Origin of the sequence: Microbacterium sp. W4I20, from assembly GCF_030816505.1 — a bacterium.
Lineage (GTDB): Bacteria > Actinomycetota > Actinomycetes > Actinomycetales > Microbacteriaceae > Microbacterium.
In genome coordinates this window covers 1,751,323-1,767,209 of the sequence record NZ_JAUSYB010000001.1, presented here as the reverse complement: position 1 = coordinate 1,767,209, position 15,887 = coordinate 1,751,323, and the positions used below count along the sequence as shown (strand labels likewise).

Annotated in this window: 13 protein-coding genes; all 13 read left to right on the top strand. The window is 66.1% G+C overall.

The window, feature by feature from the left end:
- Positions 1–18 precede the first annotated feature (18 nt).
- The 13 genes from QFZ21_RS08575 (at position 19) to QFZ21_RS08515 (ending at position 15,837) form a co-directional block, all read left to right on the top strand.
- The gene (locus QFZ21_RS08575) at positions 19–900 is read left to right on the top strand and encodes a carbohydrate ABC transporter permease (protein ID WP_307381263.1); all 882 of its coding nucleotides are present in this window, start codon (positions 19–21) and stop codon (positions 898–900) included.
- Positions 897–1,808: a carbohydrate ABC transporter permease gene (locus QFZ21_RS08570; RefSeq protein ID WP_307376676.1), complete on the top strand. Its 912-nt coding sequence runs from the start codon at positions 897–899 to the stop codon at positions 1,806–1,808. Before QFZ21_RS08575 ends, QFZ21_RS08570 begins: the two co-directional genes overlap by 4 nt.
- Positions 1,805–2,824 carry a LacI family DNA-binding transcriptional regulator gene (locus QFZ21_RS08565; protein ID WP_307376673.1) on the top strand — a complete coding sequence of 340 codons (1,020 nt, stop codon included), beginning with the start codon at positions 1,805–1,807 and terminating at the stop codon, positions 2,822–2,824. Before QFZ21_RS08570 ends, QFZ21_RS08565 begins: the two co-directional genes overlap by 4 nt.
- A 123-nt stretch (positions 2,825–2,947) precedes the next feature.
- Complete coding sequence (locus QFZ21_RS08560) at positions 2,948–3,952, top strand: LacI family DNA-binding transcriptional regulator (protein WP_307376670.1); 1,005 nt, start codon at positions 2,948–2,950, stop codon at positions 3,950–3,952.
- Between the two features lie 74 nt (positions 3,953–4,026).
- Entirely contained in the window at positions 4,027–5,697 is a 1,671-nt protein-coding gene (locus QFZ21_RS08555; RefSeq protein ID WP_307376667.1) for an ABC transporter substrate-binding protein, read from the top strand.
- Between the two features lie 74 nt (positions 5,698–5,771).
- Positions 5,772–7,178 (top strand): hypothetical protein, encoded by a 1,407-nt coding sequence (locus tag QFZ21_RS08550; RefSeq protein WP_307376665.1) that lies wholly within the window; start codon positions 5,772–5,774, stop codon positions 7,176–7,178.
- Positions 7,175–8,281, top strand: a complete 1,107-nt coding sequence (locus QFZ21_RS08545) for a glycoside hydrolase family 172 protein (protein ID WP_307376662.1) — start codon at positions 7,175–7,177, stop codon at positions 8,279–8,281. The genes QFZ21_RS08550 and QFZ21_RS08545 overlap by 4 nt, the downstream gene beginning before the upstream one ends.
- Positions 8,282–8,291: 10 nt before the next feature.
- A complete protein-coding gene (locus QFZ21_RS08540) occupies positions 8,292–9,266 on the top strand; it encodes an ABC transporter permease (RefSeq protein WP_307376660.1) in 975 nt (324 codons plus the stop codon).
- Between the two features lie 2 nt (positions 9,267–9,268).
- A complete protein-coding gene (locus QFZ21_RS08535) occupies positions 9,269–10,213 on the top strand; it encodes an ABC transporter permease (protein ID WP_307376658.1) in 945 nt (314 codons plus the stop codon).
- On the top strand, positions 10,210–12,045 hold the full coding sequence (locus QFZ21_RS08530) for an ABC transporter ATP-binding protein (RefSeq protein ID WP_307376656.1): 1,836 nt from the start codon (positions 10,210–10,212) through the stop codon (positions 12,043–12,045). The genes QFZ21_RS08535 and QFZ21_RS08530 overlap by 4 nt, the downstream gene beginning before the upstream one ends.
- Before the next feature lie 67 nt (positions 12,046–12,112).
- On the top strand, positions 12,113–13,492 hold the full coding sequence (locus tag QFZ21_RS08525; protein ID WP_307376655.1) for a glycoside hydrolase family 32 protein: 1,380 nt from the start codon (positions 12,113–12,115) through the stop codon (positions 13,490–13,492).
- Positions 13,489–14,415, top strand: a complete 927-nt coding sequence (locus tag QFZ21_RS08520) for a PfkB family carbohydrate kinase (RefSeq protein ID WP_307376654.1) — start codon at positions 13,489–13,491, stop codon at positions 14,413–14,415. Before QFZ21_RS08525 ends, QFZ21_RS08520 begins: the two co-directional genes overlap by 4 nt.
- 6 nt (positions 14,416–14,421) lie before the next feature.
- Positions 14,422–15,837, top strand: coding sequence for a glycoside hydrolase family 32 protein (locus tag QFZ21_RS08515; protein ID WP_307376652.1), 1,416 nt, complete (start codon positions 14,422–14,424; stop codon positions 15,835–15,837).
- The last annotated feature ends 50 nt before the right edge of the window (positions 15,838–15,887 follow it).

Genomic DNA, 15,887 nt, shown 5'->3' with positions numbered 1-15,887 from the left:
CGGCCGATGTCGGGGGCCATGCTCCCGCGCCGGTCGACGCTCTCGGTCCTCGTGTTCCTCATCCCACCGCTGCTGCTGTACAGCGTGGCCGTGCTGCTGCCGATCGTGCAGTCCCTCGTCCTCAGCTTCTTCCGCTGGGACGGCATCACGGACATGGCCTTCGTCGGCTTCGACAACTACGTCAAGATGCTCACCCGCGACGACGTCTTCTGGACGGCCTTCGGGAACGCAGTCGCCTACCTGGTGATCTGTCTCGTACTGCAGCTCGGCGGCGCGCTGTTCGTCGCCGGTCTGCTCACCGCCCTCCCGAAGGCGCGGGAACTCGTCAAGACGATCTACCTCCTGCCCGCCGTGATCTCGACGGTGGCCATCGCCATTCTCTTCCAGCGGATCTATTCGCTCGAACCGGTGGGCCTGTTGAATCAAGCTCTCGCGTGGGTCGGGCTCGAGGGCCTCCAGACCGCGTGGCTGTCGAATGTGCAGACGGTGCTCGCGGCAGTGTCGATCCCCGAGGGGTGGCGCTTCACCGGCCTGTACATGCTCATCATCTACGCCGCACTCATCGCGGTGCCCCGCGAGCTGGAAGAGGCGGCGCGTCTCGACGGAGCCTCCTGGTGGCAGGTGTTCTGGCGGATCCGGTTCCCCTACATCCGGCCCGTGTGGATCACGACGACGATCATGGCGACCACCTTCGCGCTCCGTGGGTTCGACATCCCCTACCTGCTCACCGGGGGCGGACCCGGTCAGGCGTCGGAACTCCTGACCACCTACATGTACAAGACCGCGTTCGTGCACACCGACTACGGCTACGCCAGCGCGATCTCGGTGTTCATCGTCATCGAGTGCCTCGTCGCCGTCGGACTCATCCTGCTTCTGCTGCGCCGGAAGGATCGATCATGACCTCCACCTCCACCCTCGCGCCGGCGGCACCGGCATCCCCGCTTACGCCGCATCCTCCGGCTCGCCGGAGCAGTTCGACGCGGCTGCGCGCGCAGCGCACTCTGCTCACGGTCACCATCGTGCTGATCGTGGTCGTGCAGATCTATCCGCTCGTCTGGCTCTTCCTGACGAGCTTTCGCACGGCGGCGGACTTCGCCGGCGGCAACCCGTTCGCGCTCCCGTCGGAGTTCACGCTCGACAACTACGGGCGCGCGTTCGCCACCGGCAATCTCGGGCTGAACATCGTGAACAGCCTGATCGTGACACTCGGGTCCAGCGTGCTCATCGTCATCGCCGGAATGATGGCCGCCTTCGCGTTACAGGTGCTCGGGTTCCGGTTCAGCGGCATGGTGCGCGCACTGTTCCTCCTGGGGATCATCGTGCCGGTGCAGATCGCGTTGGTGCCGCTCTTCATCGACTACTCCCAGGTGGGCCTGCTCGACACCCACCTCTCGATGATCATCCCGCTCGCCGCTTTCGCGCTGCCCATGGCGGTGTACCTCTTCTCCTCGTTCTACGAGTACATCCCCCGCGAGACGTACGAGGCCGCGTCGCTGGACGGTGCGAGCCCATACCGGATCTTCTTCACGATCACCTCGCCGCTGTCGGTCAACACGATCATCACGGTCGTGCTCGTGAACAGCATCTTCATCTGGAACGACTTCATCTTCGCGAACACTTTCGTGCTCTCCGACGGGCTGAAGACCATCCCGCTGGGACTGCAGAACTACATTGGGGCAATGGGCAACACCGATTGGACGGCGACCTTCGCGGCCGTCTGCGTCTCGGTGACGCCGCTGCTGCTCGTCTTCCTCGTCCTCAACAAGGCGATGATCCAGGGCCTCGAGAGTGGAGCGACCAAAGGATGACTACCGCAGGGAACGGCGCCCACGCGCCCAGCGTCACGATGCGCGACGTCGCTAAGGTCGCCGGCGTCTCGGTCGCCACGGTCTCGCACGTGATCAACGACAAGCCAGGTGCACGAATCGGAGAGGATGCTCGTCGGCGGGTGCACGACGCCGTCGCCGCGCTCGGCTATCGGCCCAATGCACTCGCGAAGACCCTCTCGCAGGGAACGTCGCGCTTCATCGGGCTCGTCGCCGACCAGATCGCCACCACGCCGTTCGCCGGTCAGATCATCCACGGGGCACAGGACGAGGCCTGGAAGCACGGCTTCGTACTGCTCGTGGCCAACACCGACGGCAACCCCGAAGTCGAGAACGACGCCATCGCGATGATGCTGGAGCATCAGGTGCGCGGCATCCTCTACTCCACCTGGTACCACCGGGAGATCACGGTGCCTGCGGCCCTCCATCAGACCGATTCGGTGCTCGTGGACTGCTTCGCCCCGGACAGCGGGTTGGCCGCGGTGGTTCCAGACGAGGTGCAGGGCGGGCGCACGGCCACCGATGAACTCATCGCCGCAGGACATCGGCGGATCGCGTTCGTGAACACCACCACGCCTTCGCCCGCGCAGAGCGGGCGGCTCGCCGGGTTCCGGCAGGCTCTCACCGCTGCAGGCATCGACATCGACGACGCCCTGGTGCTCCCGGCATCCCCGGAGCAGGAGGGTGGTTACCTGGCGACGCCGCAGATCATCGACTCGGGCGCCACGGCGGTCTTCTGCCATAACGATCGGGTCGCGATGGGCCTGTACGACGGGCTGCGCGAGCACGGTCTGCGCATCCCGGAAGACATGGCCGTCATCGGCTTCGACAACCAGGATGTGATCGCGGCGCATCTGCGTCCGACGCTCTCGACGGTCGCGCTGCCGCACTACGAAATGGGCGCGGCCGGCGTGCGGGTTCTTCTCGGAATCGACGAGCCGGGCGTCTCGAACCCGACTCTCGTCACCTGCCCGCCGATCCTTCGTGAGTCGATCTGAACCCGGCGCCTCGCGCGAGCACCTCGAACACCCTCGGCAGCATGCGATGCACACGCTTGACAGTCCTCCTGTCGCGCGTTAGTTTGATTGTTGAAGTTACTAACGCGCGACAGAAAGTCAACGATGACGAAGCGACCCGTCACCATGAGTGACGTAGCCCGAGACCTCGGTCTCTCCCGCTCGGCAGTGTCCTTCGCGTTCAACGACGAGAATCAGGTATCTGCCGAAACTCGTGATCGTGTGCGGGAGCGGGCAGCCGAACTCGGGTACCGCCCCAATGCCGGCGCCCGGGCGCTCGCTGGGCAGCGCACCGACCTGTTCGGACTCGTCACCGATATCGTCTCGACTCCCTTCGGTGGAGATCTGATCACCGGAGCTCAGGACTGGTTCTGGCGCCACGGCAAATCGCTCATCATCGCCGGTGCCGCGCACATCGAACGCCCGGATGCTCGGTCGATCGAGATGATGCTCGAGCATCGCGTCGGTGGGATCATCGTCGCCACCACCTGGAACAGACCCATCGAACTGCCCGTCTCCCTCGATGGCGTGCCCGTCGTCCTCGTGCACTGCTTCGATCCCCTCGGTCGTTACTCCACGGTCCTGCCCGACGAGGAGAACGGCGGATATTCCGCGACGTCGATGCTGCTCGAGGCGAATCGTCGACGGGTGGCGTTCATCAATCTGCCCAGCGACCTCGTGGCCGCAGCCGGTCGTGAGGCCGGCTACCGTCGCGCGATGGCGGATGCGGGGATCGCTGTCGACCCGACGCTCATGGTCCGGTCGGGCCCCGAAGCCGAGGACGGCTACCGGGTCGCGGTCGATGTGCTGCGCGATCGCGACATCGACGGACTGTTCTGCGCGAACGACCGTATCGCGATGGGTGCATACGAGGCCGCCAGAGAGCTCGGCCTGCGCATCCCCGAAGACATCTCCATCGTCGGCTTCGACAATCAGGAGATCATCGCCGGATCGTTGCGTCCCGGCCTGTCCTCCGTCGCACTTCCCTTCCGTGAGATGGGCGAGCGGGGCGCGGAACTCCTTATGAACGCCGCTGCCGGTGAGGCGCCGTCCCATGTGACGGTGGCCTGCCCGCCCCTCGTCCGGAATTCGGTCTCGACCGCGCGCTGACCCACCGGGTTCCCGCATATCGCGAGAAGCCATTTCGACACCCGAACAGTCCTGTTCAAAGATGAAAGGAAATCATGTCTGATTCTCGTTCGCGCCGCTTCTGGCGCGCGTTAGTTGGTGTAACCGCTGTGGTCGGCGCAGCCGCGATGGCGCTGTCGGGATGTGCTCCTGCCGCCTCCGGCTCGAAATCCTCCGACATGCTCCGCGTCGCCGCGATCGGAAACGCGTCCTTCGTGCAGAATTTCAACCCGTTCTCGCCCACCGCGGTCGCGATGTCGAAGAACGCCGTCTTCGAGTCGATGATGGTGACGAACCTCGCCAAGGGCGAGATCGTCCCCTGGCTCGCCTCCGGTTATGAGTGGAGCGATGACGGACTCACACTCACCTTCACCCTCAACGACGACCTCACCTGGTCCGACGGGGAGGAACTGACCTCTGCAGACGTGGCCTACTCCTTCGGCCTCGCACGTGAGGTCCTCGGCGAGGCCACCTATGAGTACGTGGATTCGGTCGATACCCCGGATGACACCACCGTGGCGTTCTCGTTCAACCGGCCCTACACGCCGGGTCTGTACGAGCTGGGTGTCCAGTTGATCGTCCCCGAGCATATCTGGAAGGACGTCGACGACCCGGCAAAGTTCCAGAACCCGGATCCAGTGGCCTCCGGCCCGTTCACCGAGGTCACCAACTTCTCCGCCCAGTCCTTCGATCTGTTGCGCAACCCGAACTACTGGCAGAAAGACAAGGCCGACTACACCGGCATCCGGGTGATCGCCTACGGTGGCAATGACGCGGCGAACATCGCCGCCATCAACGGCGACATCGACTTCGGTCTGGGCTTCATCCAGGACATCCAGAAGACCTACGTCGACGTCGACCCCGAGCACCGCGGCTACTGGTTCCCGGCCGTCGGATCCACCATCGCGTTGACTCTGAACACCGCGCAGGGTCCCTACGATGACGTGAATCTCCGCAGGGCGATCAGCATGGGGATCGATCGCGAGGCCGTGGTCGCGAAGGGTATGAACGGCTACACGCACCCCTCCGACTGCACCGGTCTGAGCGACGCCTACGACGCGTGGCGCGATGAGGACCTGGTCTCGCAGTGCGACTGGACGACCTACGACGTGGATGCCGCGAATGCGCTGCTCGACTCGTCCGGCTACGCACGCGGCGCCGACGGAATGCGTGTCACTCCCGACGGTGCGCCGCTCGAGTTCAGTATCGGTGTCGGGTCTGCCTCGACCGACTGGATCGCGGTCGCTCAGGTGATCTCCGACAACATGACGGAGCTCGGCATCAGCGCCCCGCTGAAGGTGCAGGACTGGTCGCAGATCAACCAGGCGCTGTTCGGCGGTACATTCCAGGGCAACATCGCCTGGAGCGGCGCGGGCGTCACTCCGTTCGAGTACTACCGCAGCGCGATGTCGTGCCGCACGGTCAAGCCTGTGGGCGAAGAGGCGACGCAGAACTTCCAGCGCTTCTGCAGCGAAGAGGCCGACCAGCTGCTCGATCAGTTCGCGGCCGCCACGACCGACGAGGAGCAGGCAGCGGTGATGGATCAGCTGCAGGCCGTCTACTCGGAGTCGGCGCCGACCATCCCGCTGTTCCCCGGCCCGGAGTGGGGCGCATACAACAGCACCAACTTCGTGGGTTGGCCGAGCGAGGAGGACCCGTACGCGACGCTGTCGTCCGGTGTCTCGAGCACCGTGGTGGTGCTGACGAACATCCGCCCGCGCGACTGAGGGCCACCGGTGGCGGCGTCTGCGCGCCGCCACCGGGACCCCTCGCTCCGTCCGCACCCTCAGGAAGACTCGAGATGCCTCGCACTTTCAAGCCGCCGCACGCCCGCGTCGGCGACACGATCCCCTTCTACTGGGAGGGCACGTTCCACGTGTTCTACCTCAAGCGGTACGCCGACGATACGCACGACCGAATCGAGACCGACTGGTGGCACCTCGCGACAGATGATCTGGTGGACGTCGAAGAGGTCGGAGTCGCCATCACTCGGGGTGGGATCCGCGACGCCGATCACTCCACGGCGACCGGCAGCATCGTGCGCGTGGGGGAGGAGTTCCACGCCTACTACACGGGATTCAGCGGCTGGCAGTTGGCGAACGGCGGTCGGCATCAGACGATCCTCCGCGCGACGAGTCCCGACCTGGTCTCCTGGACGAAGGACTCCTCCTTCGCCTTCGTCGCCGACGAATCGCGCTACGACCGACACGAGTGGCGCGACCCGTTCGTGTTCTGGGATGGCGAGGCCGACTGCTTCCGCATGCTGATCGTCGCACAGAGCATCGACGGGCCGGCGCTCCGTCGAGGGGTGACCGCTCAGGCCACCTCTCCCGACGGCGAGCGCTGGAGCCTCGGGGATCCGCTCTGGGCTTCCGATCTGTTCTCCGTGCACGAGTGCCCGGATCTGTTCCGGATGGGAGAGCTCTGGTATCTCGTCTATTCGACGCTGACCGACCGCACGGTCACCCGCTACCGGACCGCGCCGACGCTCGCCGGTCCTTGGACGGCTCCGGACGACGACGAACTCGACGGCCTCGGCCTCTACGCCGCCAAGACCATGTCGGACGGCGATCGACGCTACCTGGTCGGCTGGTGCCCCAACTACACCGCGGGCAAGGACGGGGCCGCCTGGCTCTGGGGCGGCGACCTCGTGATGCACGAACTCACCGCAGCCGCGGACGGACGTCTTCTCGTGCACCCCGTGCAGCGGGCCAGAGACGCACTGATCGCTCGAGCCGATGCGCCCGTAGCGGCGTTCGACGCCGTGGAAGTCGCATCCGCCCATGGCTATGCGACACAAAGCCTCGGCGTCATGCCGTACGCCGGTGTCGTCGATCTCGTGCTCACCCCCGCGTACGGGACGAAGATCTTCGGCATCGAGCTGCGCACCGACGACGATCGGCGGCACGGCTCCTCCCTGCGTTTCGAGCCTGCGCTCCGACGCGTTCGGATCGATCGCCTGGACAGGTTCGGCGCGGACGCACCCTTCGACATGCGTCCGTTCGTGCCCGCAGGCGACGACGTCAGTCTCTCGATCGAATTCGATGGTGAGGTGACCAGGGTCTACCTCGACGGAGAGAAGGCGATCACCTTCCGCGGCTACGACATGGCCGGTGACCAGCTCGCTGTGTTCGTCGAAGAGGGAGCCATCGACGTCGCTCCCGGCCACATCCATTCTCTGCAAGCGCGTCCCGAGGAGGACCGATGAACCATTCATTCCTGCACGATGCCGAGCGGGCACTCGACCGCGGTGATCGATCCCGTGCTTTCACTGCCGAGAATCGCACCGCCGAGCGCGGTGGCGGTGGCAAGGCGGTGTCCGCACTCGGACCGGGGCGCAAGGGCGCGCCCTGCCTGACGATTCCCGCCGGTGAGACGGTGACGCTGGCGGATGCCGCGGGGGCGGGGGAGATCCGGCACATCTGGTTCACCGTGACCCACCACACCCGCGCCGTGGGCTTCGTGCTGCGCGACCTGGTGCTGCGCATGTACTGGGACGGATCCGACGTCCCCTCCGTCGAGGTCCCCCTCGGCGACTTCTTCTGCAACGGCAACGGTCAGCGCAGTCTCGTCACCTCGTCGCAGGTGCTGGTCGCGCCCACCAGCGGCATGAACTCCTATTTCCGGATGCCGTTCCGCGACGGGGCAAGGATCACGGTCGAGAACCAGCATCCGGTGGATGTCGAAGGCTTCTTCTTCCAGATCGACTGGATCGAGATCCCAGAGCCCGCCGCGGTGCCCGAGCTGCGGTTCCACGCCGAGTTCCGCCGTGAGAACCCGACCCGCATCGCCGAGGACTACACGCTGGTCGACGGGATCACCGGCCGCGGGATCTTCCTCGGCTCGTACCTCACGATCGTCGCGCTGGAGCGCTACTGGTGGGGCGAGGGCGAGATGAAGTTCTACGTCGACGGCGACACGGAGTACCCGACGATCTGCGGCACCGGCATCGAAGACTATTACGGCGGTGCATGGGCGTTCCAGGATCGGCTGTCGTCCGAGGTCGAGCCGCAGGTACTCACCTACAGCGCGCCGTATGTGGGATACCCGACCTACATCACGCGTGATGAATCCCAGCAGGCGGTGTACGCGACCGCGATGGCTCCGATGCACGGCATGTACCGCTGGCACGAACCCGACCCCATCTACTTCCACACCGATCTTCGCGTCACCGTGCAGCAGATCGGACAGGTCGGGCCCGACCTCGTCGAGCGCTCGGACGACGTGTCCTCGGTGGCGTACTGGTACCAGGACTCGTCCGGAAACACCGGCCACCCGTTCCCCACCCGCGATCAGCGGCGACCGCGTTGAGAGGCGTCTGATGGCTTTCGTGCTCCGTAGACTCGGCTACTACCTGATCGCGTTCTGGGCTTCCCTCACGATCAACTTCCTGCTCCCGCGTCTGATGCCGGGCGACCCCGTCGGCCGCATGCTCGGTCAGATGCAGAACCTGACGGATGATCAGATCGCGCAGTTCCGGCACCTGTTCGGTCTCGACGACCGTCCGGTGTGGCAGCAGTACATCCAATACATCGGGGATGTCTTCAGCGGCAATCTCGGCCTGTCGATCTCTCAATTCCCCACTCCTGTCGTGCAGGTGATCGGCGCTCAACTGGGCTACACGATCCTGCTCGGCGGAACCGCGCTGGTGATCTCGTTCCTCCTCGGCAACCTGCTGGGCATCTGGGCCGCCTGGCGTCGCGGCGGCGCGCTGGACACCATCTTCCCGCCACTGCTGGTGTTCACCGGATCGTTCCCCTACTTCTTCATCGCGATGATCGCGCTGTACCTGTTCGCCGTCAGCCTGAAGTGGTTCCCGATCGGTCAGGCGTTCACGTTGGGCACTGTCCCGTCGTTCAGCGGCGAGTTCATCGGCGACCTGCTGTTCCACCTCGTCCTCCCCGCCGGGACGATCGTCGCGGTCTCGATCGGCGGATGGATGCTGGGCATGCGCAACACCATGATCGGCACCGCCGCCGAGGACTACATCACGATGGCGCGCGCGAAGGGACTGACCGAGCGGCGCATCATGTACCGCTACGCGGCCCGCAATGCCATGCTGCCCTCGGTGACCGCCTTCGGTATGTCGATCGGCTTCGTGGTCGGTGGCGCGCTGCTCACCGAGGTGGTGTTCGCCTACCCCGGCATCGGCTACCAGCTGCTCCGGGCCGTGCAGGCGCTGGACTACCCGCTCATGCAGGGTATCTTCCTCACCCTGACCGCCGCAGTGCTGGTCGCCAACTTCCTGATCGACATCTTCTACGTGCGGCTCGACCCGCGTGTGCGAGTGAGGTAATCATGTCCGTACAGAACTCCGGATCGAGCATGCTCTCCACCGCGACGACTTCGCGTCCCGGCGTCCCGGTGAAGAGCCCGGTCTACCGCGATCACCTGCTCGCGCGTCTGCTCCGCGACCGGCGCGCCATGATCGGCTTGATCATCCTGGCGCTCTTCGTGGTGGTCGCCATCGCCGCACCGCTGCTGGCACCCGGCAATCCCCGCGCCTCCGTCGTCGAGGGTTCCGAGGCGCCGTCGTTGGCGCACCTCCTCGGCACCACGGCGAAGGGCGAGGATGTCCTCGCTCTTCTGATCTGGGGATCGCAGAGCTCGCTCGGCATCGGCTTCACCGTCGGAGCACTTGCGACCCTCATCGGCCTGCTGGTCGGTCTGGTGTCGGCCTTCTTCGGACGGGTGGTCGACGACGTGCTGTCGGTGGTGACGAACATCTTCCTGCTGATCCCTGGGCTGCCGCTGCTGATCATCCTCGCCGCATTCCTGCCGCCGGGACCCGGGACGATCGTGGTGGTGCTGGTCGCGACGGGGTGGGCGGGGTCCGCTCGCGTCGTCCGCTCGCAGGCACTCTCCCTGCGTGGGAAGGACTACACCGATGCGGCGGTCGTGACCGGTGAGCGGCCCTTGACCATCATGTTCCGGGAAATGCTGCCCAACATGGCGTCCATCGTGATGAGCACCTTCCTCGCCTGTGTGATCTTCGGCATCGGCGCTCAGGCGGGTCTCGAGTTCCTCGGGCTCGGCGACGTCTCGGCCATCAGCTGGGGTACCAACCTCTACTGGGCGAGCATCGAGGGCTCACTGATCCGGGGCACCTGGTGGACCTTCATCCCGTCGGGTGTCGCCATCGCCCTCGTCGCGTTCGCGCTCGCCCTCATCAACTACGCCGTCGACGAGATCACCAACCCTCGACTCGCCGGACGGACCAAGAGAAAGGACCGTCGGCGATGATCACCACACCGCACGCGCCCGCGAGCAGCACACAGCAGCCGGACGCGGCCGACGTCATCCTCGACGTGCGCGAGCTCACCATCGCCTATGACGTGAACGGACGGTCCGTCACCGCTGTGGAGGACGTGTCCTTCTCGATCCGCCGGGGCGAGACGTTCGGCCTGGCCGGAGAATCGGGTAGCGGCAAGAGCACGATCGCGAACGCCATCCTCAAGCTCCTCGGCGGCAACGGCCGCATCGTGTCGGGATCGATCCGTTGCGGCGACGTCGACATCGACAGTCTGCACGGGGAGGAGCTGCGCGCTTTCCGCTGGAACCGCGTCTCGATGGTCTTCCAGAGCGCGATGAACTCCCTGAACCCCGTGATGACGGTCGGGGATCAGATCGTCGACGTCTTCACCACGCATCGGAGGATGAAACGCGCTGAGGCGCGCGATCGGGCGCGGCAACTGCTCGAGCTCGTGGGCATCGACCCCGACCGCATGACGTCGTACCCGCATCAGCTCTCCGGGGGCATGCGCCAGCGCGCAGTGATCGCGATCGCGCTGGCACTCGAGCCGGACCTCTTGATCATGGATGAGCCCACCACCGCTCTCGACGTGGTCGTGCAGCAGGAGATCATCAACGAGATCAAGGAGCTGCAGGCCCGCCTCGGGTTCGCGATCCTCTTCATCACGCACGACCTGTCTCTGATGGTCGAGATCAGTCAGAGGCTCGGCGTCATGCGTCACGGCGTCCTGCTCGAAGTCGGGGAGTCTGCCGAGGTGTACGCCCGACCGAAGCACGAGTACACGCGGCAGCTCATCGATGCCTTCCCACCGGTCAAGCGCGATCCTTCGGAGCCAGCGCCGGAGCCGGTGGCGTCCGACGCGGTGGACGGAACCGTGCCGGATCCGGCCGCGAAGGACGACGTGGTGGTATCGCTCCGCGACGTGACGAAGGACTTCACGGCAGGATCGATGTTCGCGCGGCGCAGCACCAGAGCCGTCGACGGCGCGAGTTTCGACCTGCATGCCGGGGAGATCATGGCGCTGGTGGGAGAATCCGGCAGCGGCAAGAGCACGATCGCCCGCATCCTGGCGCGACTCGAGCAGCCGTCCGACGGACGACTGGTGGTCGAGGGCATCGATGTGCTCCGCGACGAGCCGCGGCGCGCGTCACGGCGTTACCGGAACGCGGTGCAGATGGTCTTCCAGGATCCGTTCGGATCCCTGAACCCGACGAAGCGCATCCGCCACTTCCTCGAGCGCCCGCTGGCCATCTACTCCGACCTCTCCGCCGCGCAGCGACGCGAAGAGGCCGCTGACCTGATGCGATCGGTCGAGCTCGACCCCACGTTGCTCGATCGGCACCCGCACGAGCTGTCCGGAGGGCAGCGCCAGCGTGTGGCGATCGCCCGGGCTCTGGCCGTGAACCCGAAGGTGATCCTCGCCGACGAGCCCACCTCCATGCTCGACGTGTCCGTGCGGATGGGAGTGCTGCAGCTGCTGAAGCGCCTCCGCGACGAGCGCGGCATCTCGATCCTCTACATCACCCACGATCTCGCCTCCGCGCGGTTCGTCGCAGACACGACGATCGTCATGCTCCGCGGAGCGCTCGTCGAAGGCGGGCGGAGTGCCGAAGTGATGGACGCGCCGCAGCACCCGTACACGCGGCTGCTCGTCTCGGCCGCCCCCGATCCGCTCCGGCGCACTCCGTTCGATCGGGAAGATCGCGCCCGCGTCCGGGCACTGATCCACACGATCACGGAGGGGCGATCGCCCGCGCAGGAGCGGCCGGAGCACCGGTTCGTCTCCTCGACGCACTGGTACAGCCAGGACGGCTTCGAGTGATCGCCCATCCCGATCTCGCTGATCCGCACCACGACGACCACCACGATTCGAAACTGAGAACCACGCAATGACGACGCCCCTCACCGACGCGACCAGCCGCCCGCAGGCCCACTTCGCTCCCGCCGAGAACTGGATGAACGATCCGAACGGTCTCATCCACCATGACGGCCTCTACCACCTGTACTTCCAGCACAACCCCGAGTCGGCGGACTGGGGGAACATGAGCTGGGGGCACGCCACCAGCCCCGACCTGCTCACGTGGCAGGAGCACGCCGTGGCATTGCGATTCGATGACGACGAGCAGGTGTTCTCCGGCTCGATCGTGTTCGATGCGTCGAACTCGTCCGGTCTCGGCACCGACGGCCGTCCTCCTCTGATCGCGCTGTACACGTCGGCGACGGATCAGGGGCAAGCGCAGGCGCTCGCCCACAGCGCGGACGGCGGCTACACGTGGACCAAGCACGGCATCGTGCTCGATCGCGGTACCCCCGACTTCCGCGACCCGAAGGTGTTCCGCCATGACGGGAAGTGGATCCTCGTCGCAGTGGAGGCGCTCGACCGGCAGGTGCATCTCTTCCGGTCTGATGATTTGCGCGAGTGGAAGCCGCTGAGCGTGTTCGGTCCGTTCGGCGCGCCGGAGGGCATGTGGGAATGCCCCGACCTCTTCCCGGTGGGCGACAGGTGGGTGCTGGCCCTATCCGTGAATCCGGGGCATCCGGGCGGGGGTTCCGGCATGCAGTACATCGTCGGCGACTTCGACGGGATGACGTTCACCGCGTCGCGCTGGGACTGGCTCGACCACGGGCATGACTACTATGCCGGCGTCACCTTCAGCGGTCTGGACGGACCGGTGATGCTCGCCTGGCTCGACAACTGGTCGTACGCCCGCGAAGTGCCGACGCACCCATGGCGCGGGAGCATGGCGCTTCCGCGACGGCTCTCGCTTCGCGGAGATGTGCTTTTGCAGTCGCCCGCCGTCGAGCTCGATCGCCCGGCAGTCTTCTCCTGTGAGGCGACGCCGATCCCGGTGGCCGGGTTCGGGCTGCCTGAGGAGACGCGGGGGACCGCGCGGCGCATCGAAACCACGATCCGCCCCGCCGGGGCGGCAATCGAGTTGCACGTCCGGGCCGGAGCGGAGCGGGGCGAAGCCATCGTGGTGCGATACGACGAGGGGGTGCTGACGGTGGATCGATCCGGAACGTCGAACACCTCCTTCTCGGATTCCTACGGACTCGTCTCCCGGGCACCGGTCGAGTTGCGCGACGGGGTGCTCGATCTCGACATCTGGGTCGACACCACCTCCGTCGAGGTGTTCGCCGACGGAGGCGCGGTCACGATCAGCGAACAGATCGTGACCGCGGACGAGCGCATCGGCGTCCGCATCGGCGCGGATCGGCTCGGTGCGACGATCGACTCGCTGGTGATCACCGATCTGGATCGCGGATGATCGGCGCCCCGGCCGAACCGGTTGATGTCCTCGTCGTCGGCGAGGCGCTCGTCGACATCGTCGAGGGTGGCGGCTCGGCGACGGAGCATCCGGGCGGCAGCCCCGCCAACGTCGCCCTGGGGCTCGGCCGCCGCGGCATCGACGTCGCACTGCTGACCGACCTCGGACGAGACCCGCGGGGCAGTCGGATCGCGCGTCATCTCGAACGATCGGGGGTGCGTGTCCTGGCTGAATCGTTCTCGGATCGGCCCACGTCCACGGCAACCGCGACTCTGCGCGATGACGGTTCGGCGTCCTACCTCTTCGATGTGCAGTGGAATCCCGGCGCTGCGCCGCTGGCGGTGTCACCGGTCGTCGTGCACACGGGGTCGATCGGCGCCTTCCTGCACCCGGGACGCGCGACCGTGATTGCGCATCTGGATCGGCTCGGAGCCCGCCTCGTCACGTTCGACCCGAACATCCGCCCGGCCCTGCTCGGCACCCACGCCGAGACGCTCGCAGACTTCGAGGACATGGCTGCGCGTGCGGGCATCGTGAAGATGAGCGATGAAGACGCTCAGTGGCTGTATCCGAGGCTGTCGCCCACCGAGGTGAGTGATCGCGTCCGTGCCCTCGGACCTCGGTTGGTGGTGATCACGCGCGGGGAGGGCGGATCGATGCTCACGGCTGAGGCCGCCGCCGTATCGATCGCTGCGTCCATCGTGCCGGTCATCGACACGATCGGGGCCGGAGACACATACATGACCTCGCTGATCGCCGACGTGCTGGCGCTGTCCGATCGCGATCTCGATCGGACGAGGCTCGAGTGGCTGGGCCGCCGTGCGGCTCGTGCCGCGGCCATCACGGTCTCCCGGGCCGGTGCTGATCTGCCATGGCAGGACGAACTCGCGGGAGCCGAGCTGCTCTCACCATCGAAAGGATGATCGCGTATGCGACCGACGTACCACTTCAGCGTTCCCGACAACTGGAAGAACGATCCTCAGCGGCCGATCTACCTCGACGGCGAGTATCACTACTACTACCTCTACAACGCCGACTACCTTGAGGGAGGAGCCGGTACGTCGTGGCGCCGCGCCACCACTCGCGACCACGTCGTCTTCGAGGACCGGGGCGAGGCGATCCCCAAGTTCAGCGACGGGAACGGCGACTGCTGGTCGGGATCCTTGGTCGTCGATGAGGATAACACGGCGGGATACGGGGCGGGGGCCGTGATCGCCCTCATCACCCAGGCGCCCGAGGGCGGGCAGGCGCAGTTCCTCTGGTACTCCACGGATCGCGGTCGATCCTTCCTCCCGGGAGGCATCGAGCCTGTGCTCGCCAACCCGGGCGTGCTGGACTTCCGCGACCCCAAGGTGATCTGGGACGCCGACCGAGACCGCTGGTTCATGGTCAACGCCGAAGGGCACGCTCTGGGCTTCTACGTCTCGGCTGACCTGCGCTCCTGGGAGCGCGTCGGGGAGTTCGTACGGACCGACATCGGCATCCTCGAGTGCCCGGACATCTTCCGGATGATGGCGGATGACGGATCCTCGCATTGGATTCTCGGAACCAGCGGGAACGCCAAGCACCGGGGTCTTCCTGCCACCTACGCCTATTGGACTGGCAGCTTCGACGGTTCCGCGTTCGTGCCCGACCGCGATGAGCCGGAATGGCTCGACTACGGCTTCGACTTCTACGGCGCGGTCACCTACCCGCATCACGACGAGACGGGGAAGGAGGATCCGACGCTGCGTCGAGCCCTGGGCTGGGCCAACTTCTGGGACTACCCGCACAACACGCCGACTCTCGTCACGGACGGCTACAACGGCGACGACATGATCGTCCGCGACATCCGGTTGAAGAAGGGAGGCGACGGCTACTACCTCGCTTCGACCCCGACAGCTGCCCTCGGCGACTACGTATCGCACACGCACGACCTGGGCGACATCGAGGTCTCGGGAACGTACGATCTCGATCTTCAGGAATCCACCTACGATGTCACCTGCGAGATCGTCTGGGACCCGGAGGTGCCGCCCGCGAGCGTCGGAATCGAGGTATGCCGCTCACCCGGAGGTTGGCGTCATGTCGCGGCAGGAGCGCATGTGTCCGGCGGGTACGCGTACGTCAATCGGAGCTCGACGATCAATCCGACCGCCGGCGAGACGCAGACTCCGGTCGACTCGTCGACGGGGCGGCTGGCCCTGCGGATCCTCGTCGATCGCACCAGCGTCGAGATGTTCATCGCTGACGGTCGCGCGGTGCACTCGCACCGCGTGTTCCCCCTCGACGGAGACAACCGCGTCCGGCTCTTCTCGCGTGACGGGTCGAGCACGTTCCGGGGGCTGACAGTGAGGCGGTTCGGGTAGAGGCTCGGATCGCTCTCGAGCGGTCGCCACGAACTGTCTCAGCCTCACGT

What these genes read in the sequence shown, in the direction of transcription:
- QFZ21_RS08575 (WP_307381263.1), top strand. Translation starts at nt 19, where the DNA reads ATGCTCCCGCGCCGGTCGACGCTCTCGGTCCTCGTGTTCCTCATCCCA.
- QFZ21_RS08570 (WP_307376676.1), top strand. Translation starts at nt 897, where the DNA reads ATGACCTCCACCTCCACCCTCGCGCCGGCGGCACCGGCATCCCCGCTT.
- QFZ21_RS08565 (WP_307376673.1), top strand. Translation starts at nt 1,805, where the DNA reads ATGACTACCGCAGGGAACGGCGCCCACGCGCCCAGCGTCACGATGCGC.
- QFZ21_RS08560 (WP_307376670.1), top strand. Translation starts at nt 2,948, where the DNA reads ATGACGAAGCGACCCGTCACCATGAGTGACGTAGCCCGAGACCTCGGT.
- QFZ21_RS08555 (WP_307376667.1), top strand. Translation starts at nt 4,027, where the DNA reads ATGTCTGATTCTCGTTCGCGCCGCTTCTGGCGCGCGTTAGTTGGTGTA.
- QFZ21_RS08550 (WP_307376665.1), top strand. Translation starts at nt 5,772, where the DNA reads ATGCCTCGCACTTTCAAGCCGCCGCACGCCCGCGTCGGCGACACGATC.
- QFZ21_RS08545 (WP_307376662.1), top strand. Translation starts at nt 7,175, where the DNA reads ATGAACCATTCATTCCTGCACGATGCCGAGCGGGCACTCGACCGCGGT.
- QFZ21_RS08540 (WP_307376660.1), top strand. Translation starts at nt 8,292, where the DNA reads ATGGCTTTCGTGCTCCGTAGACTCGGCTACTACCTGATCGCGTTCTGG.
- QFZ21_RS08535 (WP_307376658.1), top strand. Translation starts at nt 9,269, where the DNA reads ATGTCCGTACAGAACTCCGGATCGAGCATGCTCTCCACCGCGACGACT.
- QFZ21_RS08530 (WP_307376656.1), top strand. Translation starts at nt 10,210, where the DNA reads ATGATCACCACACCGCACGCGCCCGCGAGCAGCACACAGCAGCCGGAC.
- QFZ21_RS08525 (WP_307376655.1), top strand. Translation starts at nt 12,113, where the DNA reads ATGACGACGCCCCTCACCGACGCGACCAGCCGCCCGCAGGCCCACTTC.
- QFZ21_RS08520 (WP_307376654.1), top strand. Translation starts at nt 13,489, where the DNA reads ATGATCGGCGCCCCGGCCGAACCGGTTGATGTCCTCGTCGTCGGCGAG.
- QFZ21_RS08515 (WP_307376652.1), top strand. Translation starts at nt 14,422, where the DNA reads ATGCGACCGACGTACCACTTCAGCGTTCCCGACAACTGGAAGAACGAT.